This window comes from Sphingomonas sp. BK036 (assembly GCF_004216825.1).
Taxonomy (GTDB): domain Bacteria; phylum Pseudomonadota; class Alphaproteobacteria; order Sphingomonadales; family Sphingomonadaceae; genus Sphingomonas.
Genome location: NZ_SGXR01000003.1, coordinates 678077 through 695975 on the forward strand (window position 1 = coordinate 678077; position 17899 = coordinate 695975).

Annotated in this window: 14 protein-coding genes; 8 read left to right on the forward strand and 6 right to left on the reverse strand. The window is 66.5% G+C overall.

Translation table 11 applies throughout. The features are described 5' to 3' along the window. Window positions 1–283: 283 nt before the first annotated feature. The 5 genes from EV283_RS03295 to EV283_RS03315 all read left to right on the forward strand — a co-directional run bounded on the left by EV283_RS03295 (window position 284) and on the right by EV283_RS03315 (window position 5744). Entirely contained in the window at window positions 284–748 is a 465-nt protein-coding gene (locus EV283_RS03295) for a dihydrofolate reductase (RefSeq protein ID WP_130322624.1), read from the forward strand. Between the two features lie 77 nt (window positions 749–825). Continuing rightward, window positions 826–1752 (forward strand): bifunctional riboflavin kinase/FAD synthetase, encoded by a 927-nt coding sequence (locus tag EV283_RS03300; protein ID WP_130322626.1) that lies wholly within the window; start codon window positions 826–828, stop codon window positions 1750–1752. Between the two features lie 168 nt (window positions 1753–1920). Beyond that, a complete protein-coding gene (gene ileS, locus EV283_RS03305) occupies window positions 1921–4842 on the forward strand; it encodes an isoleucine--tRNA ligase (RefSeq protein ID WP_130322628.1) in 2922 nt (973 codons plus the stop codon). Then, the gene (gene lspA, locus EV283_RS03310; protein ID WP_056411710.1) at window positions 4835–5338 is read left to right on the forward strand and encodes a signal peptidase II; all 504 of its coding nucleotides are present in this window, start codon (window positions 4835–4837) and stop codon (window positions 5336–5338) included. The genes ileS and lspA overlap by 8 nt, the downstream gene beginning before the upstream one ends. After that, window positions 5331–5744, forward strand: a complete 414-nt coding sequence (locus tag EV283_RS03315; protein ID WP_130322630.1) for a DUF3035 domain-containing protein — start codon at window positions 5331–5333, stop codon at window positions 5742–5744. Before lspA ends, EV283_RS03315 begins: the two co-directional genes overlap by 8 nt. 363 nt (window positions 5745–6107) lie before the next feature. Here the strand turns inward: EV283_RS03315 and EV283_RS03320 are convergent, their stop codons facing one another. From EV283_RS03320 to EV283_RS03340, 5 genes are all read right to left on the reverse strand, one after another. Then, window positions 6108–6965 carry a TorF family putative porin gene (locus tag EV283_RS03320; protein WP_130322632.1) on the reverse strand — a complete coding sequence of 286 codons (858 nt, stop codon included), beginning with the start codon at window positions 6963–6965 and terminating at the stop codon, window positions 6108–6110. A gap of 199 nt (window positions 6966–7164) precedes the next feature. Continuing rightward, window positions 7165–7533: a hypothetical protein gene (locus tag EV283_RS03325; RefSeq protein WP_130322634.1), complete on the reverse strand. Its 369-nt coding sequence runs from the start codon at window positions 7531–7533 to the stop codon at window positions 7165–7167. A gap of 71 nt (window positions 7534–7604) precedes the next feature. Next, window positions 7605–8801, reverse strand: a complete 1197-nt coding sequence (gene metC / locus EV283_RS03330) for a cystathionine beta-lyase (protein ID WP_130322636.1) — start codon at window positions 8799–8801, stop codon at window positions 7605–7607. Further along, the gene (locus EV283_RS03335; protein WP_130322638.1) at window positions 8798–9628 is read right to left on the reverse strand and encodes a sulfurtransferase; all 831 of its coding nucleotides are present in this window, start codon (window positions 9626–9628) and stop codon (window positions 8798–8800) included. The genes metC and EV283_RS03335 overlap by 4 nt, the downstream gene beginning before the upstream one ends. Window positions 9629–9651: 23 nt before the next feature. Continuing rightward, window positions 9652–11208, reverse strand: coding sequence for a cryptochrome/photolyase family protein (locus EV283_RS03340; protein WP_130322640.1), 1557 nt, complete (start codon window positions 11206–11208; stop codon window positions 9652–9654). Between the two features lie 20 nt (window positions 11209–11228). Here EV283_RS03340 and queF point away from each other — a divergent pair, with 20 nt between their 5' ends. From queF to EV283_RS03355, 3 genes are all read left to right on the forward strand, one after another. Continuing rightward, entirely contained in the window at window positions 11229–11687 is a 459-nt protein-coding gene (gene queF / locus EV283_RS03345) for a preQ(1) synthase (protein WP_056411723.1), read from the forward strand. Window positions 11688–11832: 145 nt separating this feature from the next. After that, complete coding sequence (locus tag EV283_RS03350) at window positions 11833–14103, forward strand: glycosyltransferase family 4 protein (RefSeq protein ID WP_130322642.1); 2271 nt, start codon at window positions 11833–11835, stop codon at window positions 14101–14103. A 64-nt stretch (window positions 14104–14167) separates the two neighbouring features. Continuing rightward, a complete protein-coding gene (locus tag EV283_RS03355) occupies window positions 14168–15451 on the forward strand; it encodes a glycoside hydrolase family 130 protein (protein WP_130322644.1) in 1284 nt (427 codons plus the stop codon). Between the two features lie 332 nt (window positions 15452–15783). On the opposite strand, the gene EV283_RS03360 is transcribed toward EV283_RS03355, so the two are convergent. Continuing rightward, a complete protein-coding gene (locus EV283_RS03360; RefSeq protein WP_130323878.1) occupies window positions 15784–17709 on the reverse strand; it encodes an oligopeptide transporter, OPT family in 1926 nt (641 codons plus the stop codon). Window positions 17710–17899: the final 190 nt, after the last annotated feature.

Consider the following 17899-nt stretch of genomic DNA (forward strand, 5'->3'; position numbering starts at 1 on the left):
CCACCCCGGCGAAGGCCGGGGCCCAATTGGACAGGTCGCAGTAACGGGGCACCCTGTTTCCATTAGCGACGTTCCCCAATTGGGCCCCGGCCTTCGCCGGGGGAGTTAGAGATCGGAGCCTCCCCTGACACCACCACCCCGGCGAAGGCCGGGGTCCAGGTGGAAAGGTGGTCGTAACGGGGCGCCGTCTTTCACCACCGACGCCCCCCAACTGGGCCCCGGCCTTCGCCGGGGTGGTGATACAAGCATAGCCCCCCGCCCCCCGATCCGGCATAATACGCGCATGATCACCTTCTATCTCGCCCGCGCCACCAACGGCGTCATCGGCCGCGATGGCCAGCTCCCCTGGCGCCTCCCCGCCGATCTCAAGCGCTTCAAGGCGCTGACGATGGGCAAGCCGATGGTGATGGGCCGCAAAACGTTCGAGAGCTTCCCGAGCCCGCTCCCCGGCCGCCGCCACATCGTCCTCACGCGCGGCCATTGGCACGCCGACGGCGCGGAAGTGGCACGCTCGATCGACGAGGCGCTCGCGATGGCCGGCGACGACGTCGCAGTGATCGGCGGCGCGCAGATCTATGCGCAGCTGCTCCCCCATGCCGACCGGATCGAACTCACCGAAGTCCATGACGAACCCGAAGGCGACGCCATCGTCCCCGCGTTCGACGGCTGGCACGAGATCGCCCGCGAAGACCACCCGGGAGAAAAGCAGCGCCCACCCTACAGCTTCGTAACCCTCACCCGCCGCTGAGGATTGTTCTCCCGCGAAGGCGCGCCAGCGTAAGGAAGGACTATCGTGATCCGCGGCGTCTGGGTACTGAGCCGTGCATGCAACGGCTCGACGGTGGCGCATCCATCCCTTCGCATCTGGCGGACGGGATCGTGGCGCTGGGTAATTTCGACGGATTCCATCTCGGTCACCAGGCGGTGGTCGCGCGCGCGATCACGTGGGCCAAGGCGGAGGGTCGCCCCGCGCTGGTGGCGACGTTCGATCCGCATCCGGTCCGCCATTTCCGCCCCGATACACCCGCCTTCCGCCTCACCACGCTCGACCAGCGCGAACGGCTGTTCGCCGCGGCGGGCGCCGATGCGATGGTGGTGTTCCATTTCGACGGCGATCTCGCCGCGCTGACCGCCGAGCAGTTCGTCGCCGACCGACTCGAACGCAATCTGCGGATCGGCGGCGTGGTGACGGGCGAGGACTTCACCTTCGGCCATGCCAAGAGCGGCACCGTCCACACGCTCGCCGCGCGCGGCCCGGTCCACGGGTTCCGCGCGGAAACCGTCGGCGCGGTCGCGCTGGATGGCGAGACGGTGTCCTCGACCCGCATCCGCGAGGCGCTGCGAGCCGGCGACATGGCGACCGCGACTCGGCTGCTGACGCGTCCATTCGCGATCGAGGGCGTGGTGCAGCATGGCGACAAGCTCGGCCGCACGATCGGCTATCCGACCGCCAATCTCGACATGGGCAATTATCTGCGCCCCGCCTACGGGATCTATGCGGTGACAGGGCGGCTCGAAGACGGCCGCGTGCTGAAGGGCGCGGCGAATCTCGGCATCCGCCCCAGCTTCGATCCGCCGAAGGAACTGCTCGAGCCGCATTTCTTCGATTTCGCCGAGGACCTGTACGGGCAGCAGATCGAGGTCTCGCTGATCGAGTATCTGCGCCCCGAGGCCAAGTTCGACGGCCTCGATGCGCTCATCACCCAGATGGACGCCGATTGCGCGCGGGCACGCGCGATCCTGGCGCGATAGACCCGCCAGAGTCCGTCACCCCAGCGAACGCTGGGGTATCCCGGTAATGAAGCGGCCCCCTGCCGCACGACACCCCAGCGTTCGCTGGGGTGACGAAGGTAGTGCTTGTGTCCCCGAGGGAGAGGGGATGGCAACGCGGCGCGCGACCCGCTACAGCCCGGCCCACTTATGACCGATACTCCTGCGCCCGCCCGCGATTACCGCGACACCGTCTTCCTGCCGAAGACCGACTTCCCGATGAAGGCGGGCCTCGCCGCCAAGGAGCCGGCGATCCTCGAGCGCTGGGCCAAGCTCGGCATCTACGACCGGCTGCGCGAACAGCGGCTCGGGCGCGAGCGGTTCATCCTGCACGACGGCCCCCCGTACGCGAACGGCGACATCCACATGGGTCACGCCATGAACAAGGTGCTGAAGGACATCATCGTCCGCTCGCAATCGCTGATGGGCAAGGACGCGCCGTATGTCCCCGGCTGGGACTGCCACGGCCTGCCGATCGAGTGGAAGGTCGAGGAAGCATATCGCGCGAAGAAGCTCAACAAGGACGACGTCCCCGTCGACCAGTTCCGCGCCGAATGCCGCGCCTATGCCGAAAAATGGGTCGCCGTGCAGAAGGGTGAGTTCGAACGGCTCGGCGTGATGGGCGACTGGGCCGATCCGTACCTCACGATGAAGTACGAGGCCGAAGCGACGATCGTCGGCGAACTGCTGAAGTTCGCCGAGAGCGGCCAGCTGTACCGCGGCGCGAAGCCCGTGATGTGGTCGCCGGTCGAAAAGACCGCGCTCGCCGAGGCCGAGGTCGAGTATGAGGACATCGTCTCGACGCAGATCGACGTCGCATTCGAGATCGTCGACGCGCCGAACGCGCCCGAACTGGTCGGCGCGCATGCGGTGATCTGGACGACGACGCCGTGGACGATCCCGGTGAACCAGGCGCTGAGCTATGGGCCTGAGATCAACTACGTGGCTGTGAAGATCAGCCATGAAGATGATCGAACTTTCTTGGTCGCAGAAGCGCTGGTTCAGACATTTATCCAGCGGTTCAAACCAGTTGATCTTGAAAATACCGGCGCAACTGCTGGTATCTTCTGGGAAGGCAAGGGCTCGCAGCTCGAAGGCGCGACCGCCCGCCACCCGATGCACGCGCTCGGCGGCTTCTTCGCAAAGCCCCGCCCATTCCTCCCCGGCAGCTTCGTCACGACCGACGCGGGCACCGGGCTCGTCCACATGTCGCCGGACCACGGCGAGGACGATTTCGAGCTCTGCAAGCAGTACGGCATCGACCCGGTCTTCGCGGTCGACGGCGCGGGGATGTACCGCGCGGACTGGGCGTGGCTCGGCGGGCAAGGGTCGGTCATCAACAAGAAGTTCGTGGCCGCCGACGGCCAGATCTGCACCGACCTGCGCGCGACCGGCGCGCTGCTCGCGGCGAGCGACGACTTCAAGCACAGCTACCCGCATTCGTGGCGCTCCAAGGCCAAGGTGATCTTCCGCGCGACGCCGCAATGGTTCATCCCGATGGACCGGAGCGACACAGAGTCCCCCTCCCGCCTGCGGGAGGGGTCAGGGGAGGGCAGTGCCGCGAATGCTGCGCTCGACGCCTCCCCTCCCCCGACCCCTCCCGCAAGCGGGAGGGGAGCAGAAGACGGCAACGGCGCCACGCTGCGCGAGATCGCGCTCGATGCGATCGCCGCGACCACCTGGATCCCCGCGCGCGCGGAAAACCGGATCACGTCGATGGTGCAGGGCCGCCCCGACTGGGTCATCTCGCGCCAGCGCGCCTGGGGCGTCCCCATCGCGCTGTTCGTCGACCGCGCCACCGGCCAGTATCTCAACGACCCCGCGGTCAACGCGCGCATCGTCGAAGCCTTCCGCGAGAACGGCGCTGATGCATGGTACGCCGACGGCCATCAAGCGCTGCTCGGCCCCGACTACAACCTCGCCGACTATGAGGTCGTGAAGGACATCCTCGACGTCTGGTTCGATTCGGGCTGCACGCACGTCTTCACCGTCGAAGCGCGCTACGGCGAAGGAACGCGAGCCAATCTCTACCTCGAAGGCTCGGACCAGCATCGCGGCTGGTTCCAGTCGTCGCTGCTCGAAAGCTGCGGCACCCGCGGTCGCGCACCGTATGACGCGGTCCTCACCCACGGCTTCGCGCTCGACGGCCAGGGCCGCAAGATGTCGAAGAGCCTCGGCAACGTCGTCGATCCGCTCAAGATCATCGGCGAGAGCGGCGCGGACATCCTGCGCATGTGGGTCGCCTCGACCGACTATTTCGACGACGTGAAGATCGGCAAGGAGGTGCTCGCCACCGCCTCCGATGCGTACCGCAAGCTGCGCAACACGTTCCGCTACATGCTGGGTGCGCTCGAAGGCTTCGACGATTCGGAGCGCGTCGCGGTCTCCGACATGCCCGAGCTGGAGCGCTATGTGCTCCACCGTCTCGGCATGATCGACACCGAACTGCGTCAGGCGGCAGAAAGCTATGAGTTCAACCGCTACACGCGCCTGCTGACCGACTTCGCGAACGAGGACCTGTCGGCGTTCTTCTTCGATATCCGCAAGGACTCGCTCTATTGCGACGCGACGGGCGACGTGAAGCGCCGCGCGTACCGCACCGTCCTCGACGTGCTGTTCCACGCGCTGGTCCGCTACGCCGCACCGGTGCTGTGCTTCACCGCGGAGGAAGTCTGGCAGTCACGCTTCCCCAACGACGACAGCTCGGTACACTACCTCGAATGGCCGTCGCTGCCAGAGGTGGAGGATGGCGTTGCTATCGGGAAGAAGTGGACGCAGATCCGCGCGCTGCGCGAAACCGTTACCGAAGCAATCGAACCGATGCGTCGCGAAAAGACTGTTCGCTCAAGCTTAGAGGCAGAGGTGACAATTCGATCGGTCTCGCCTCTTGCGCCGAATGAAGCAGCGGAGTTGGCCGAGGCGTTCATCGTCGCCAAGGTCACGCCGGGCGACTCGGTCACCGTGACGCGCACCGACTTCCACAAATGCGGCCGCTGCTGGCGTCACCTCCCCGAGGTGACCGTCGACGGCGAGCTCTGCGATCGCTGCGAAGGGGTCGTGGCGCATGCGTAATCTCCCCAAGGCCGGGTTCGGGGCGGCGATCGCGCTGTTCCTCGCCGACCAGCTCAGCAAATGGGCGGTGACGAAGCCGCTCGGGATCGATTCGCTCGGCGATGCGCGGACGATCACGTCGTTCTTCGACCTGCGGTTCGTACCCAATATCGGCATCTCGCTCGGGCTGCTCCCCGCCGACGGCCATTTGACTCGCTGGGCGCTGGTGCTGCTGACCGGCGCGATCGCGGTCGGCGTCGCGGTGTGGATGACTCGCGAGAAGAACCCCGCCGATCAGGTCGCGCTGGGCTTCGTGCTTGGCGGTGCGATCGGCAATATCCTCGACCGGATCCGGCTCGGCTATGTGGTCGATTTCGCCGACCTGCATATCGGCGAGTGGCGTCCGTTTTTGGTCTTCAATGTCGCCGATGCAGCGATTACTGTCGGTGTGCTCGTCCTGCTTGTCCGGGCGCTTCTCGTGCGCGAAAAGCCCCCTGTGGAGAATTCCCATGCGTAAGTTCGTACCCCTGGCTGCCGGTCTGGCGAGCGTCGCCCTTCTGTCCGGTTGTGGCGCAGGCCGAAGCCTTGATCGTGCGCGCCCGGACGAGTTCGCCGTCGCGCGCCAGGCGCCGCTCGTGATCCCGCCCGACTTCGCGCTCGTGCCGCCGCAGCCGGGTGCCGCCCGCCCGCAGGATACCGCCGCCAACGCACAGACGCTCGACGCGCTGTTCGGTGGCGCCGCCGCGCGCAGCCCGGCGGAATCGGGCGTCGTCGCCGATGCAGGCGCAGACAGCGACGATCCCGGCATCCGCTCCAACGCGGGCGATCCGGGCACGACGGTGGTCGACAAGGGCTCGACCACGCGCGACATCGTCGCCGCGCCAGAGGGCGACGGCCAGGACGCGCGCACCACCGCGAACTGATCGGGACGAACGAAAAAAGGGCGGCCCCCGCGCGGGAGCCGCCCTTTTTTTGTGCCCGCAGGACTTGGCTCGTCGTCCGAGAAGCCCCACCCCACCGCCCGTCGTCGTGGATGCCCCCACCCCACCCGTCATCCCAGCGAACGCTGGGATCTCCCCGTGTGGCAGGCATCATCTGCCTCGAGAGATACCCCAGCGTTCGCCGGGGTGACGGAGTTGGGAAGTCTCGGCGCGCGCCTTGTTCTCCCACGACGGAGTTTGGAAGCCTCGTCCCGCCCCCTTGTTCTCCCGCGAAGGCGGGAGCCCAGTCTGAATCCCCGCCTTCGCGGGGACACATGGGTCAGGCGCGCCGTCTGCCGAGACGGTTCAGAACGCCGCGGTGAGCGAGACGAGCACCTTGCCGTTGGCGATCGAGCCATTGCCGTCCTGCCCACGGCTGAAGCTCGGCTGGAGATACGCCGACTCGCCCTTGCCGATATCGGTATCGACATACGCGACACCCAGCGTCAGCGGAGTCGACGGGATCACATAGTCGGCGCCAAGCAGCCAGTCGAAATACTCGCCGGTCGGGGACACGCTGGTCGCGAACGGTCCGAGCCCCTTGTTGCCGTTCGAATAGCCGACATGCCCCTTCACGGTCAGCCCGGTGTTGGGGATCCCGCTGCTGACGTCGCCCCAAAGGTACAGGTTGCTGTCCTTGGCGTTGACCCGGTCATAGACGCCGTTCGCCGCCGATGTGCCATTGGCGTACCACGGCCCCAGCGCCTGCTGCTTGGGCGCATAGGCGACGCCCGCGGTCAGCGCGACCGGGCCGGCCGTGCCCGACAGCTTGGCATAAGGTTCGATGAAGTCGGTGTTGTTGAAGCCGCTCGGGTACATGTACCAGGTCGCGCCGACGTCGAGCGTCCCGCCGCCGCCGACCGGCAGCTTGTAGCCCGCGATCAGGTCGAGCTCCATGTTCGCGCCGCCGAACGTGCCCCAGCCCGCGAGGTTCGATCCCCAGGTGCCGATATACAGGCCGCTCTTGTGCGCGATGGTGATGCCACCCTGGACGGCGAGATTCTCGTCCGACTGCGACACGCCGCGAAAGCGATAGTCGCTGACGAGACCGACCGAGCCGGAGACCGTGACCTCCTTGGGTGGCGCGGTCGCCTCGTCCTGCGCGAACGCGGGCGTAGCAGCGGCCAGTGCGACGCCGCCGAGAAGAATAGTGGTGAAGCGCATCGTTTCCCTTTCGATACTGGAAATGCGATGTCCCCGCCTGCAACCGCGGACGCCGCATCTATCGAGGGCGTGCCCTCCGAGTGCGGTCTTTCCTGCGATGACTGATGTGTGACAGTGCGGACCCGGCCATACAAGCGAATCTTGCGTATGACCGGGGGTTGACGCCACACATGTTGCGCCAGAGCCACACCGCGCCCGCCTAGCGGCAGACGGGTCGCGCGATCGCGTCGAGTGCGCGGTCGTAGCTCGCGCGTTCGGCCGCGCTCAGAAACCCCTGCTTGCGGACCAGCCCGTCGGCCGCCTTGCGGACCCCGTCGACCTGCCGCCACGACCGGGCGGCCTCCGACGCCGTCAGCCGCCCAGCCTTGCGCGCCGTGCCGATATCGGCTTGCAGGATGTTGGCGCGCACCGAGACATGTGCCTGTCGTGGGTCGCGGATCGACCCGCCGAGGCTGCCCGTCACGCTATGCTGCCGCGCGGTGTCGCAACTGGGATAGTCCTGTTGCGGGGTGCGCGCGACGCCCCCGCTTGCCGCGAGTGCCAGAACGATGAACGGCGTATAGATCACACGAACCTCCCGAATATTCCGGAGTTCGGGTCCCTACGCGACGCGTCCTGAACCGCAGCTAACTGCCGCGCCTAGCCACGCAAGGCTGCGAACGCCGCGAGCCCAGCTTCTAGGTCCGCGATCAGGTCGGCAGGATCTTCGAGGCCGATCTGGAGGCGGACCATCGGCCCTGCCGCGTCGCGCTTGGTCACGCTGCGGTAGCGGTGCGGATCGGCGGGGATGGCGAGGCTCTCGAACCCGCCCCAGCTATAGCCGATCCCGAACAGCTCGAGCGTGTCGATCAGCGCGGCGCGCGAGGCCTCATCCCCGCCGTTCAGCACGAACGAGAACAGGCCGCTCGATCCCTTGAAGTCGCGGACGAACAGGTCGTGGCCGGGGCAGTCGGGAAGCGCCGGATGGAGCACCTGTGCGACCTCGGGCCGCGACTGCAGCCACGTGGCGATGGTCAGTGCGCTCGACTGGTGCTGCGCGAGGCGGACCGCCATCGTGCGCAGGCCGCGGCTGCCGAGCCAGCAATCGTCGGGGCTCGCGACCTGGCCGAGCTGGAAACTGGTCTCGCGCAGTTTCTTGAAATGACCGGGGCCGGCGGTGACCGATCCGAGCATCACGTCCGAATGGCCGACGACATATTTCGTGCCGGCGAGGATCGTCAGGTCGACGCCGCGTTCGATCGCGGGGAAGAACAGCGGGGTGGCCCAGGTGTTGTCGAGCAAAGTCGTCACCCCCCTCGCCTTCGCCGCTGCGACGATCGCAGGCACATCCTGCACCTCGAAGCTGAGCGAGCCAGGGCTCTCCATGAAGATCGCGCGCGTGTTCTCGCCGATCAGGTCGGCGATGCCCGCGCCGATCATCGGGTCGTAATAGCGCGTCGTGATCCCGAACCGCTTGAGCAGCCCGCCCGCCATCCCGCGGGTCGGATCATAGGCGCTGTCGACCAGCAGCAGTTCGTCGCCGGGCGACAGCACCGACAGCAACGCCGCCGCGATCGCCGCGACGCCCGAGCAATAGAGGAACGTCCCCTCCGCCCCCGGCTCGAGCGAGGTCAGCGCATCGGCAAGGCTCCACTGCGTCGGCGTGCCCTTGCGGCCGTAGAACAGCCGGTGATGTGTATCGCGCGTCGCGCTCTCGCGAAGATGGCCGACCGAATCGTAGAGGATCGTCGACGCGCGCCAGACCGGCGGGCTGACGATGCCCTGCGTCCATTCAGGGCGACGACCGGCGAGAACGACTTTGGTCGCATCGCCGACCGGCTTGTTCGTATCGCTCATGCCGTTCCCGTCGCCTTGGGTGTGGACGGATCGCCGCCCCATTCGGACCAGCTGCCGTCGTACAGCGCCGCGTCGTTGCCGAGCAGATGCGCGCCGAACGCGAGCACCGCCGCGGTGATGCCGGAGCCGCAGGTCATCACGAGTGGCTGCGACAGATCGACGCCCGCCTTGTCGAACTCGGCTTTCAGCGCATCGCCGCTCTTCCACGTGCCGTCCGCGTTGAACACCGCACCCTGCGGCAGGTTGTGCGAGCCCGGAATATGCCCCGGCGCCGTGCCCGGCCGCGGGTCTTCCTCGGCCCCCGTAAAGCGCGCCGCCGAGCGTGCGTCGAGCACCTGCTCCGCACCGCTCTCGAGGTTCGCCGTCATCTGATCGAGATCGCGCACGCCCTTGAGGTCCGCCCAGGTCGTGAAGTGGCGATGCCGCAGCGTCTCCTTGCCCGACGCCGTTTCGCGTCCCTCGGCCTGCCATTTGGCGAGCCCGCCGTCGAGGATCGCGACATTGTGCGCGCCGAACAGCCGCAGCATCCACCACGCGCGCGCCGCGGTGTGCCAGGGCGAGCTGTCGTACAGCACGATCCGGCTGCCATCGCCGAGGCCCAGCGTCTGCATCCGGCTCGCGAACTTCTCCGCGGAGGGCAGCATGTTGGGCAGGTCGCTGTCGGTATCGCGCAGCTCGGCGAGGTTCATGAACACCGCGCCGGGGATGTGCGCCGCCTCATATTCCGCCGCCGCGTCGCGTCCCTCTGCGTAGGTCGCGTCGACGATCCGCAGATCATTCGCGCCCAGTTCGCCTGCCAGCCATTCGGTGGTCACCAACGCGTCCATATCCGGCTCCTTTTGCTGACGTATCAGTAGCCAGCGGGGCCGCTCGCGTCGAGGGAGGCGAGAAACTGCGCGGCCTGCGCGCGCGTCGCGTCGCGGTCCGCCTCGGTCTGTTTGTGCCAGTTGCGATACGGCATCGCCAACCGATTGTTGCGCCCCAGCTTGTCCTCGTGCCGCGCAAGGAAATCCCAGTACAGCGCGTTGAACGGACACGCATCGGGCCCGATCCGCTGCTTCACCTTGTACCGGCAGGTTCCGCAATAATCGGACATCCGGTCGATATACGCGCCCGACGAGATATAGGGCTTCGAGCCCAGCAGCCCGCCATCGCCGAACTGGCTCATCCCCAGCGTGTTGGGCAGCTCGACCCATTCATACGCGTCGACATAGACCTCCAGATACCATTGGTGGACCTTGGCCGGATCGGCGCCGATCAGCAGCGCGAAATTGCCCGTCACCATCAGCCGCTGGATGTGATGCGCGTGCGCGGTCTCGAGCGTCTGGCCGATCGCCTCGCGCAGGCAGTGCATGTCGGTCTCGCCCGTCCAGTACCAGCCGGGGAGTTCGCGGTGGTGGTCGAGGAAGTTGCGCGCGACATAATCGGGCCCCTCGCGCCAGTAGATCCCGCGCATATATTCGCGCCAACCGATAATCTGGCGGATATAGCCCTCGACCGCGTTGAGCGGCGCGCGCCCGGCGCGATATTCCGCCTCCGCGCGGCGGCACAGATCGAGCGGGTCGAGCAGCCCCGAATTGATGTAGGGCGACAGGATCGAGTGCCACAGATGCCGCTCGCCGGTGAGCATCGCATCCTCGTAATCGCCGAACTGCGGAAGCGCGTGTTTGAAGAAGTTCGCCGCCTGCCGCTCGGCATCCTCGGCAGTCACAGCATAGTCGAACCCGTCGAGGCTCCCCGGATGCTCGGCGAACCGGTCGGCCACCAGCGCGAGCACCTCGGCCGTGATCGCATCCGGCTTGAACACCAGCGGTCGCGGCATCAGCAGGTCGTTTTTCGCGGGCTTGCGGTTCTCCTTGTCGAAGTTCCAGCGATCGCCCTCGGGCTTGCCGTCGGTCATCAACAGCCCGGTACGCGTCCGCATCTGGCGGTAGAACCATTCCATTGTCAGCGACTTGCGCTCCGCCGCCCAGGTCTCGAAATCGGCATGGCTGGCGATGAAGCGGTCGTCGCTGCGGATCGCCACGGGGATGCCGAACAGCGTCTCCCAGCTTTCGAGCATCGCCATCACGCGCCACTCGCCGCCTTCGGTGACGACGATCCGCTCGGGATCGTGCCGCGCGACCGCGCGTGCGATCTCGCCGGTGAAGCTGCCTGCATTGTCGGGGTCGTCGAGCGTCGTGTATTCGACCGTCCACCCGCTCTCGCGCAACGCCTCGGCATGATGCCGCATCGCCGACAGGATATAGGCGATCTTGCGCTTGTGATGCCGGACATAGGTCGTCTCGTCATCGACCTCCATCATCAGCACGATCGTCGTCGCGGGATCCTGTCCGCGCAGCGCGGCGAGGTCGATCGTGAGCTGGTCGCCAAGGATCGGTACGAGTGTGGTTTTCTTGCGCGTCATCGCATCCTACATGGCGGCGTATGACCGCTCCCCAGAACCCATTGCATCTTGGCCAGAACAGCGCCCTTCCCGCCTCTCCAGAAGAGGCCGTGCTCGATTATGTTCCGAACCCGCGGCCCGGTCGGACATATCTCGTGCGGTTTGCGGCGCCCGAGTTCACGTCGCTGTGCCCCGTCACCGGCCAGCCCGACTTCGCGCATCTCGTGATCGACTATGTCCCCGGCGAGACAATCGTCGAGTCGAAGTCGCTGAAGCTGTTCCTGAGCAGCTTCCGCAACCATGCCGGGTTCCACGAAGATTGCACCGTCGGCATCGGCGAGCGGCTGTTCGACGAGATGAAGCCCGTGTGGCTGCGCATCGGCGGCTATTGGTATCCGCGCGGCGGAATCCCGATCGACGTGTTCTGGCAGTCGAGCGCCCCGCCGCAGGATCTGTGGCTGCCCGACCAGGGTGTCGCTTCCTATCGCGGACGCGGCTGACCCATGATCGATCCATACTAATCCATGTTGGCAAGTTTACTATGCTGCACTGCAGTATGTGATGAAACTTTATGCTAGCTGAACCGTTTAATTGAACGCGCGACCGGGTTTTCCCAGAAGTGCGCGCTCAGACGAGGGACAGGGTATGGTGAAACCGGCGGACGGTGGGAATATCGCGCGACTGGCGCTGATCGGCAATTTTCTGCCGAGACAGTGCGGGCTCGCCACCTTCACGACCGACGTTTTCACGGCCATGCGTGCGCGCTATCCCGAGATCGCCGTCGACGTCTACGCGATGGATGATCATCCCGGTAAGTACGACTATCCCGCCGAAGTCACCGGCACGATCCCCGAGCCGGAACTGTCGGCCTATATCGACACCGCACGGAAGATCGAGGCGAGCGGCGCGCAGGCGATCTGGCTCCAGCATGAATATGGCATCTTCGGCGGCCCCGCCGGTGAGCACATCCTCGCGCTGCTCGATCGCACGACGCTGCCCGTGATCGTCACGCTGCACACGATCCTTGAAAAGCCCAACGCGGACCAGCGTCGCGTGCTCGAAGGCCTGCTCCGCCGCGCCGCCCGCGTGGTGGTGATGGCCGAGCGTGGCCGCGAGATCCTGCAGCGCGTCTATGGCGCCAATCCGCGCCAGGTCGTCATGATCCCGCACGGCGTGCCCGATCGCGACCTGCTCGATCCCGCGACGCTCAAGGACAAGTTCGGCTGGGATGGCCGCAAGGTCATGCTGACGTTCGGCCTGCTCGCCCCCAACAAAGGGATCGAGACGGTCATCAACGCGCTGCCGGCGGTGATCGCGAAGCATCCCGACCTGCTGTACGTCGTGCTCGGCGCCACGCATCCGAATCTCGTCGCGCATGAAGGCGAGAAGTATCGCGACAAATTGAAGGCGCTCGCCGCCGACAAGGGCGTGGCCGACAATGTCGCGTTCGTCGACGCCTTCCTCGAACATGGCGAACTGCTCGACTATCTCCAGGCCGCGGACGTCTATGTGACGCCGTACACCAACCCTGCGCAGATCACGTCGGGTACGCTCAGCTACGCGATCGGCGTCGGCAAGCCTGTCATCTCGACACCGTACGTGCATGCGACCGAGATTCTCGCGGATGGCCACGGCGTGCTCGTGCCGTTCGGCGATGTCGACGCCTTCGCGCGCGAGATCGACGCGTTGATGTCGAACGACCGCGATCGCAACCGGCTGGCCGAGCGTGCCTATGCGCGCGGCCGCACGATGATCTGGCCCAAGCTCGCCGAGGCGATGATGACGGAGATCCGTGCGATCGTCGCGGCGCGCCCGTTCCGCCTCGCCAAGGTGCCGGCGCCGCTGAAGATGCTGACGCCCGATTTCGCCGCGGTCGAGCGGATGAGCGATTCGACCGGCATGCTCCAGCATTCGATCTATTCGGTCCCCGATCGCCGCCACGGCTACTGCATCGACGACAATTGCCGTGCGCTGATGCTGATGAGCGCGATACCCGGTCTCGACGACGTGGCGCGCGACAAGTGGATGACGATCTATGCGTCGTTCGTGCAATATGCCTGGAACCCGGACACGCGCCGTTTCCGCAACTTCATGAACTTCGACCGCACCTGGTGCGAGGATGCGGGGTCTGAGGACTCGAACGGTCGCACGCTCTGGTCGCTCGGCGTCACCGCGCGCGATGCGCCGGCCGCCAAGCACCGCGACTGGGCGACCGCGATGTTCGATTCGACCGCGTCGATGGCGCTCGAACTCGGCAGCCTTCGTGCGCAGGCGTTCGCGATGCTGGGTGCGGCGGCAATGCTCGAGGCCAAGCCAGGCCACCAGCTGTCGCTGTCGATCCTCGAGGCGTTCCCCAAGGTCCATCTCGACCTGCTCGCCAAGGCGCGCCGCCCAGAATGGCAGTGGTTCGAGATTGTGCTCGCCTATGACAATACCCGTCTCCCGCAGGCGCTGATCCGTGCGGGCCAGGCGCTCAAGCGTCAGGACCTGATCGAGTGCGGCCTCGCCACGCTCGACTGGATCGTCGCCAAGCAGACCTCGCCCGAGGGCCGCTTCCGCGCGGTCGGGTCGGAGAGCTTCAACCGGCCCTATGCCGAGCCGTTGCAGTTCGACCAGCAGCCGCTCGAGGCGCAGGCAACCGTCGACGCATGCGCGGCCGCCTACGACGCGACCGGCGACGTTCGCTGGCGCGACGAGGCGTTGCGCGCCTATGGCTGGTTCCTCGGCGTCAACGACCTCGATCTGCCGCTCGCGAGCGTCGCGGATGGCGGTTGTTACGACGGTCTGATGCCGACCGGGCTCAACCGAAACCAGGGTGCCGAGTCGATTTTGGCACTCCAACTCGCAAGTTGCGCCATTTCAGGGGTATCTAAAGCAGCGCAAAGCGTGGCAGGAGCCACCCGCGTCGTCGCCTAGCCGGACCTGAGCGGGTCCCGGTCTTGACGGCGCGTTGAGTGGAACGACGCGGGGCACTGCTACGATGGATCTGTTCAACCACCAGCTGCGGCTGCACGCGGACCCTTCGCGTGTCGTCGTCAGGCCGTTCCATATCGCATGGGCCGGTCATGGCGGCGCGCCGAGCCGTACCGAGCGGCTCGTCGGCGAAGTACTGGAAATGACGCCCGCACAGGCGCGGTCGCAACTCGAAGTCGTGCTGAAGGATTTCGAGGCACGACACTGGCAGACACGCCGCGTGTTCATGACCCGCTACGATCAGATCGAGGATATGCTCGGGCTGAACGGCGCGGAGATCGGCGACGAGAAGCGCCAGCTGATCGGCGCCTATTTCTGTCACGAATACAGCTACGCCGCCGCCGCGCTGATGAACCCGAGCGCGGTGCCGCATTTCGACCAGTCGGGCATGCCGCCGGGCTCGATGCGCATCCTGATGAGCCTGCGCGCGGTCGGCGAGGGCCACATCTCGTCGGTCGCGTTCCGCGAAGGCATCATCACCTGCGAAAACCAGATGAAGCTCGCCCCCGAGCCGCCGTTCGCAACCGCGACCGACGCGGTCGGCAGCGGCGAGGACGAGATGCCGATCGGCCCCGTCACCGTCTATCGCCACCGCGACAGCACGCTGAGCGGCACGGTGATCTTCCCGATCACGCAGGCGCAGTCGAAGGGGCTCGAGGATCTCCGCATCGTCCGGTTCCAGCACGAGAACGGCGAGTACGAATGGATCGGCACCTACACCGCGTATAACGGCTCGGTGATCCAGTCCGAGCTGATGCGCACGCGCGATTTCCGCGCGTTCGATCTCGTCCCGATGACCGGCCCCGCCGCGCGGAATAAAGGCATGGCCTTGTTCCCGCGGAAAGTGAACGGCCAGTATATGATGATCGGCCGGCAGGACGGCGAGAATCTGTTCCTGCTCAAGTCCGACACGCTGACCGACTGGGACGACGGCGAGAAGATTCTGACGCCCGAATATCCGTGGGAGCTGGTGCAGATCGGCAACTGCGGTCCGCCGATCGAGCTCGACGAGGGCTGGCTGCTGCTGACCCACGGCGTCGGCGCGATGCGCAAATATTCGATCGGCGCGGTGCTGCTCGACAAGGACGATCCGTCGAAGGTGATCGGCCGCACCAAGCAGCCGATCCTCGCCGCGAAGGACCAGGATCGCGAGGGCTATGTCCCCAACGTCGTCTACAGCTGCGGCGCGTTGAAGCATGGCGACACGATCTTCATGCCGTACGGGATCGCCGACAGCTCGGTGGGCTTCGCGTTCGTGCCGATCAAGGACATGCTCGCCGCGATGCTGTGAGGGGGGGGTATTCCCCCCAAACACACTTACTACCCCGGCGAGTACTATCACCCCGGCAAATACTACCACCCCGGCGAAGGCCGGGGTCCAGTTGGCAAGGCCGCAGTAACGACGCGCATCGCTCAGTCAGCGACGTCCCCCAACTGGGCCCCGGCCTCCGCCGGGGTGGTGGACTAAGGCTAGGGCCTGACCAGAAATTGTTCTCCCGCGAAGGCGGGAGCCCAGTCTGGGTCCCCGCCTTCGCGGGGATACATCCTTACCCCCTCTCCCCTCGGGGGAGAAGGAAGGGCCCCGCCCGGCTCTTGCCGGGTGGGAAGGGTGAGGGCACGCGCCTAGCGCGACGCCGCCATCGTCCGCCGGTACATCACCCATGTCAGCACGCCGAACAGCAATGTCCCGCTCACCAGCGCCACGCCAGCAAACCCGTCCCCAACCAGCGCCAACGGCGTCTCCTTGTTGGTCAGATACACGATCCCCGCAAACCCGACGCCCCACAGCGACTCCCCGACGATCATGCCGGTAGCCGTCAGCACGCCCATCCGCTTCGCCAACTCGGGATCGCGCGCCCGGTCCGCCCAGCGGTCGTACATATACCCAACAACCGCCCCGATCGTGACCGGCAGCGTCACCGACATCGGCAGATACACGCCCAGCCCGACGCCGAGCGGCGGCAAGCGCAGCTTGCCCGCCTTGCCCAGCAACTCATCGACCGCGATCACCACCACGCCCGTCAGCGCCCCATAGCCGATCATCGCCCAGTTGAGATTGCCCCCCAGCACTCCCTTCGCGAGCGCGGAGATCAGCGCCGCCTGCGGGGCCGCCAGCGCATTGGGCCCCGCCCCCGGCGCGCCCGCAAACCCGAGCGTACTGCCTAGCAGGTTGAGCACCGGCGGCACGACGATCGATCCGAACACCACGCCGATCAGCAACGCGACCTGCTGCTTCCACGGCGTCGCACCTACCAGCTGCCCGGTCTTCAGATCCTGCAGATTGTCGTTCGAGATCGTCGCGATCCCGAACACGATCCCCGTCACGATCAGGCCGTAAGCGACCAGCGCCTGCGTCGTCCCTGGCTCGACCGCGCGGCCGAACCACGACACCAGCAGGATCGAGGCTGCGAGAATGGCGAGGATGCCGATCCCCGACACCGGCGAATTCGACGCCCCGATCAGCCCGGCCATGTATCCGCACACCGCCGCGATCACGAGGCCGATGACGAGGATAAACACGAGGCTGCCCGCGATCAGCCCGATCGCCGACGCTTCCAGCGGACCGCCCTGCAACGTGGTCCAGAGCAGGATACCGATCGGCACCAGCATCGCCAGCGAGCCGATCCCGACGATCCCGATCGGAATGTCGCGCTCCTCGAGCGCCAGCACTTCGCCGCCCCGCTTGGCCGCCGATGCCGCCAGTGCCGAGCGCACGCCGCCGACAACCGGCCCGGCAATCTTGAGCAACGTCCAGATCGCCGCGACGCCGATCACGCCCGCGCCGAAGAACCGCACGTCCGAGCGGAACACCGTAGTCGCGATCACCTCCGCGGTCCCGGTGACGCTCCCGCCCGAGGTGAGGATCGGCAGCAGGATCCACCAGCCGATGACGACACCCGCGAACATCGCCATCCCGACCGAGATGCCGACCAGATGTCCGGCGCCGAGCAGCGCGAACGACAGCCCGCCCGAAATCCCGGTCGCGCCCGCGCCGACGCGAAACCACGTCGCGGCCTCGGCGGCGACCAGCTTGGTCTGCGTCAGGATCGCGAACCCCGCCGAGACGATGGCGTTGGCGACGATGATGCCGAGTCCCCGCGCGCTCTCCTCGCCGCCCTCGCGACTGCCCGCGCCGACTTTCAGCACTTCGGCCGCCGCGCGCCCCTCGGGGTAGGGCAGCACGGTGTCGACCACGAGCGCACGCCGCAGCGGCACCGAGAACAGCACGCCGAGCACGCCGCCGAACATCGTGATCGCCGCGGTGGTGAAGAACGGGAAGCCCTGCCACCAGCCGATCATCACGAGCCCGGGCAGCACAAAGATGATCGCCGCCAGCGTGCCCGCGGCCGACGCAATCGTCTGCACGATGTTGTTCTCCAGGATCGTCGAATCCTTGAACAGCCGCAGCACCGCCATCGAGATCACCGCGGCGGGGATCGAGGTCGCGAAGGTCAGCCCGATCTTGAGACCGAGATAGACGTTCGCCGCAGTGAACAGCAGCGTGATGATCCCGCCGAGCACGATCCCGCGAAAGGTAAGCTCGCGCATGCTCGTTGCGGGGCCCGTGTCAGGCCCCGTCTCGGGTACGCCCCGCGTCGCGTCGGTCATCTCGTCAGCCTCAAAGCAATTTGGACGACCTGTGCCATGATGCGCGGCCAGAGGAAACCGTATCGACTGCAACCAGTATGTTCTCCCGCGAAGGCGGGAGTCCAGACTGGGCTCCCGCCTTCGCGGGAGA

What these genes read in the sequence shown, in the direction of transcription:
- EV283_RS03300 (WP_130322626.1), top strand. Translation starts at nt 826, where the DNA reads ATGCAACGGCTCGACGGTGGCGCATCCATCCCTTCGCATCTGGCGGAC.
- queF (WP_056411723.1), top strand. Translation starts at nt 11,229, where the DNA reads ATGACCGCTCCCCAGAACCCATTGCATCTTGGCCAGAACAGCGCCCTT.
- EV283_RS03315 (WP_130322630.1), top strand. Translation starts at nt 5,331, where the DNA reads ATGCGTAAGTTCGTACCCCTGGCTGCCGGTCTGGCGAGCGTCGCCCTT.
- EV283_RS03350 (WP_130322642.1), top strand. Translation starts at nt 11,833, where the DNA reads ATGGTGAAACCGGCGGACGGTGGGAATATCGCGCGACTGGCGCTGATC.
- EV283_RS03335 (WP_130322638.1), bottom strand. Translation starts at nt 9,628, where the DNA reads ATGGACGCGTTGGTGACCACCGAATGGCTGGCAGGCGAACTGGGCGCG.
- ileS (WP_130322628.1), top strand. Translation starts at nt 1,921, where the DNA reads ATGACCGATACTCCTGCGCCCGCCCGCGATTACCGCGACACCGTCTTC.
- EV283_RS03360 (WP_130323878.1), bottom strand. Translation starts at nt 17,709, where the DNA reads ATGCGCGAGCTTACCTTTCGCGGGATCGTGCTCGGCGGGATCATCACG.
- metC (WP_130322636.1), bottom strand. Translation starts at nt 8,801, where the DNA reads ATGAGCGATACGAACAAGCCGGTCGGCGATGCGACCAAAGTCGTTCTC.
- EV283_RS03295 (WP_130322624.1), top strand. Translation starts at nt 284, where the DNA reads ATGATCACCTTCTATCTCGCCCGCGCCACCAACGGCGTCATCGGCCGC.
- EV283_RS03320 (WP_130322632.1), bottom strand. Translation starts at nt 6,965, where the DNA reads ATGCGCTTCACCACTATTCTTCTCGGCGGCGTCGCACTGGCCGCTGCT.
- lspA (WP_056411710.1), top strand. Translation starts at nt 4,835, where the DNA reads ATGCGTAATCTCCCCAAGGCCGGGTTCGGGGCGGCGATCGCGCTGTTC.
- EV283_RS03355 (WP_130322644.1), top strand. Translation starts at nt 14,168, where the DNA reads ATGGATCTGTTCAACCACCAGCTGCGGCTGCACGCGGACCCTTCGCGT.
- EV283_RS03340 (WP_130322640.1), bottom strand. Translation starts at nt 11,208, where the DNA reads ATGACGCGCAAGAAAACCACACTCGTACCGATCCTTGGCGACCAGCTC.